Consider the following 5,006-nt stretch of genomic DNA (forward strand, 5'->3'; position numbering starts at 1 on the left):
GTTAGTCCGGCGGTGTCCTACTCTCCCACAACCCTTCGGTTGCAGTACCATCGGCGCTGTCAGGCTTAGCTTCCGGGTTCGGAATGGGACCGGGCGTTTCCCTGACGCTATAACCACCGAAACACTATGAAACAACCACTCACTTCCACCTGATACTGCTGGTGGTTGTGTGGTGTTTCAGAGCTGTAGAGTGGATGCGTAACATCTTTGTGGGCAAGTCCTCGGCCTATTAGTACCAGTCAACTCGATAACACATTACTGTGCTTCCATTTCTGGCCTATCAACCCAATGGTCTGTTGGGGGCCTTAACCCATCAAGGGTGGGATACCTCATCTTGGAACAGGCTTCCCGCTTAGATGCCTTCAGCGGTTATCCCTTCCGAACGTGGCCAACCAGCCATGCCACTGGCGTGACAACTGGCATACCAGAGGTTCGTCCGTCCCGGTCCTCTCGTACTAGGGACAGCCTTCCTCAAGTATCCTACGCGCGCGGCGGATAGGGACCGAACTGTCTCACGACGTTCTAAACCCAGCTCGCGTGCCGCTTTAATGGGCGAACAGCCCAACCCTTGGGACCTACTCCGGCCCCAGGATGCGACGAGCCGACATCGAGGTGCCAAACCATGCCGTCGATATGGACTCTTGGGCAAGATCAGCCTGTTATCCCCGGGGTACCTTTTATCCGTTGAGCGACACCCCTTCCACCAGGTGGTGCCGGATCACTAGTCCCGACTTTCGTCCCTGCTCGACATGTCTGTCTCACAGTCAAGCTCCCTTGTGCACTTGCACTCAACACCTGATTGCCAACCAGGCTGAGGGAACCTTTGGGCGCCTCCGTTACTCTTTAGGAGGCAACCGCCCCAGTTAAACTACCCATCAGGCACTGTCCCTGAACCAGATCATGGTCCGAGGTTCAGATTCCCAATCCGACCAGAGTGGTATTTCAACAACGACTCCACCAACACTAGCGTGCCAGCTTCACAGTCTCCCACCTATCCTACACAAGCCGAACCGAAAACCAATACCAAACTATAGTAAAGGTCCCGGGGTCTTTCCGTCCTGCCGCGCGTAACGAGCATCTTTACTCGTAGTGCAATTTCGCCGGGCCTGTGGTTGAGACAGCCGGAAAGTCGTTACGCCATTCGTGCAGGTCGGAACTTACCCGACAAGGAATTTCGCTACCTTAGGATGGTTATAGTTACCACCGCCGTTTACTGGCGCTTAAATTCTCAGCTTCACCCCCAAAGGGGTTAACCGGTCCTCTTAACGTTCCAGCACCGGGCAGGCGTCAGTCCATATACATCGTCTTGCGACTTCGCATGGACCTGTGTTTTTAGTAAACAGTCGCTTTCCGCTGGTCTCTGCGGCCACCATTCCCTAGTCCGCAAGGGACTTCAGGAACACTGGCCCCCCTTCTCCCGAAGTTACGGGGGCATTTTGCCGAGTTCCTTAACCACAGTTCACCCGATCGCCTTAGTATTCTCTACCTGACCACCTGTGTTGGTTTGGGGTACGGGCCGTGCACGCACTCGCTAGAGGCTTTTCTCGGCAGCATAGGATCACTCTACTTCACCTCAATCGGCTACGCATCACGTCTCAGCCTTAATGAAACACGGATTTACCTATGTTTCGGCCTACACGCTTACACCAGTACTACCACTCACTGGCGGAGCTACCTTCCTGCGTCACCCCATCACTCGACTACTACGGAATCAGATCCCACGCTCCACACTCGCGTATTCACCCGAAGGCTTCAACACGAGGCTTTGGGTGGTTAGTATCAACCGCCTCATCCTGGGCGCACGTGCTCGGGTACGGGAATATCAACCCGTTATCCATCGACTACGCCTGTCGGCCTCGCCTTAGGTCCCGACTTACCCTGGGCGGATTAGCCTGGCCCAGGAACCCTTGGTCATCCGGCGGCAGAGTTTCTCACTCTGCATTCGCTACTCATGCCTGCATTCTCACTCCCACACCCTCCACGACTGGCTTCCGCCGCCGCTTCCCTGGATGCAGGACGCTCCCCTACCCATCCACACCACTAGACACAACCCTCAAGGAGTTGAGCCGATGTATTGCATGAATGACACAGCTTCGGCGGTGTGCTTAAGCCCCGCTACATTGTCGGCGCAGGACCACTTGACCAGTGAGCTATTACGCACTCTTTCAAGGGTGGCTGCTTCTAAGCCAACCTCCTGGTTGTCTGGGCAATCCCACATCCTTTCCCACTGAGCACACACTTGGGGGCCTTAGCTGGTGTTCTGGGCTGTTTCCCTCTCGACGACGAAGCTTATCCCCCGCCGTCTCACTGCCACACTCTCACACCACGGTATTCGGAGTTTGGTTGATTTCGGTAACCCGGTAAGGCCCCTAGACCATCCAGTAGCTCTACCCCCGTGGTGAAACATGTGACGCTGCACCTAAATGCATTTCGGGGAGAACCAGCTATCACGGAGTTTGATTGGCCTTTCACCCCTACCCACAGCTCATCCCCTCAGTTTTCAACCTAAGTGGGTTCGGCCCTCCACGTCGTCTTACCGACGCTTCAGCCTGGCCATGGGTAGATCACTCCGCTTCGGGTCTAGACCACGCGACTCAGACGCCCTATTCAGACTCGCTTTCGCTACGGCTACCCCACACGGGTTAACCTCGCCACGCAGCACTAACTCGCAGGCTCATTCTTCAAAAGGCACGCCATCACCGTAACATCCAAAGGATGTGCTCGGGCTCTGACGGCTTGTAGGCACACGGTTTCAGGTACTCTTTCACTCCCCTCCCGGGGTACTTTTCATCTTTCCCTCACGGTACTAGTCCGCTATCGGTCTTCAGGAAGTATTTAGGCTTACCGGGTGGTCCCGGCAGATTCACAGCAAATTCCACGAGCTCGCTGCTACTCGGGAACACCACCAAGATTCACTAACATGTGTTTTCGCGTACGGGACTCTCACCCACTCCGGTCGCCCATCCCAAGGCGTTCCACTAACACACGCGTAAACCCGGAAGACTGTCAGATCTTCCAAGGCGGGTCCCACAACACCACACACACAACGCCTGACAGCTTGACATGTGCATGGTTTAGCCTCTTCCGCTTTCGCTCGCCACTACTCACGGAATCACGGTTGTTTTCTCTTCCTACGGGTACTGAGATGTTTCACTTCCCCGCGTTCCCTCCACACACCCTATATATTCAGATGCGGGTAACACCACATAACTGGTGCTGGGTTTCCCCATTCGGAAATCCTCGGATCACAGCTCGGTTGACAGCTCCCCGAGGCATATCGCAGCCTCCCACGTCCTTCATCGGCTCCTGAAGCCAAGACATCCACCATGTGCCCTTAATAACTTGACCACAAAGATGCTCGCATCCACTCTACAGTTCTCAAACACCACACCAGAAACAAACTCCCGGAGCGTGAAAGCCCCTCGGCGTGTTGCCTCAGGACCCAACAGCATGCCAATGAACACCGACTCCTCTTAACCCCGCAGCACACGTTCCACGCACCCGAAAGTGCAGTACTAGCCCGTGCAGGCATCAAGCGAACCGACATAAACCAGTAGTTCCACAATTCCTTGAGCAACCAGTGCCACCACACATTCGGTGATGAAACCCTGGCCACCCCACAGTGCTGATCCCGGGTATCCCGGGGACTGTGGATGTGTTGCTCCTTAGAAAGGAGGTGATCCAGCCGCACCTTCCGGTACGGCTACCTTGTTACGACTTCGTCCCAATCGCCAGTCCCACCTTCGACCACTCCCCCCGCTTACGCGGTTGGGCCATGGGCTTCGGGTGTTACCGACTTTCATGACGTGACGGGCGGTGTGTACAAGGCCCGGGAACGTATTCACCGCAGCGTTGCTGATCTGCGATTACTAGCGACTCCGACTTCACGCAGTCGAGTTGCAGACTGCGATCCGAACTGAGACCGGCTTTAAGGGATTCGCTCCACCTCGCGGTATCGCAGCCCTCTGTACCAGCCATTGTAGCATGTGTGAAGCCCTGGACATAAGGGGCATGATGACTTGACGTCATCCCCACCTTCCTCCGAGTTGACCCCGGCAGTCTCCCACGAGTCCCCGCCATAACGCGCTGGCAACGTAGGATAAGGGTTGCGCTCGTTGCGGGACTTAACCCAACATCTCACGACACGAGCTGACGACAGCCATGCACCACCTGTACACCAACCACAAGGGAAGCCCTATCTCTAGGGATGTCTGGCGCATGTCAAGCCCAGGTAAGGTTCTTCGCGTTGCATCGAATTAATCCACATGCTCCGCCGCTTGTGCGGGCCCCCGTCAATTCCTTTGAGTTTTAGCCTTGCGGCCGTACTCCCCAGGCGGGGCGCTTAATGCGTTAGCTACGGCACGGACAACGTGGATGTCGCCCACACCTAGCGCCCAACGTTTACAGCGTGGACTACCAGGGTATCTAATCCTGTTCGCTCCCCACGCTTTCGCTCCTCAGCGTCAGTATCGGCCCAGAGACCCGCCTTCGCCACCGGTGTTCCTCCTGATATCTGCGCATTTCACCGCTACACCAGGAATTCCAGTCTCCCCTACCGAACTCAAGTCTGCCCGTATCGCCCGCACGCTCCACGTTAAGCGTGGAGTTTTCACGAACGACGCGACAAACCGCCTACGAGCTCTTTACGCCCAATAATTCCGGACAACGCTTGCACCCTACGTATTACCGCGGCTGCTGGCACGTAGTTAGCCGGTGCTTCTTATCCAGGTACCGTCACTTGCGCTTCGTCCCTGGCGAAAGAGGTTTACAACCCGAAGGCCGTCATCCCTCACGCGGCGTCGCTGCATCAGGCTTTCGCCCATTGTGCAATATTCCCCACTGCTGCCTCCCGTAGGAGTCTGGGCCGTGTCTCAGTCCCAGTGTGGCCGGTCACCCTCTCAGGCCGGCTACCCGTCGTCGCCTTGGTAGGCCATTACCCCACCAACAAGCTGATAGGCCGCGGGCTCATCCTGTACCGCCAGAACTTTCAACCAACCCCCATGCGA

General features: G+C 56.2%; 3 rRNA genes. All 3 read right to left on the reverse strand.

Features of this window, described 5'->3' with window-relative positions:
- Positions 1-4: 4 nt before the first annotated feature.
- Positions 5-121: ribosomal RNA gene (gene rrf, locus ACLJRM_RS44190) — 5S ribosomal RNA — on the reverse strand.
- 88 nt (positions 122-209) lie between these two features.
- A 23S ribosomal RNA gene (locus tag ACLJRM_RS44195) occupies positions 210-3,348 on the reverse strand.
- A gap of 321 nt (positions 3,349-3,669) precedes the next feature.
- Positions 3,670-5,006: ribosomal RNA gene (locus ACLJRM_RS44200) — 16S ribosomal RNA — on the reverse strand; the annotation flags it as partial.

The sequence above is a fragment of the Amycolatopsis sp. lyj-84 genome (genome assembly GCF_046549075.1).
Classification (GTDB): Bacteria; Actinomycetota; Actinomycetes; order Mycobacteriales; family Pseudonocardiaceae; genus Amycolatopsis.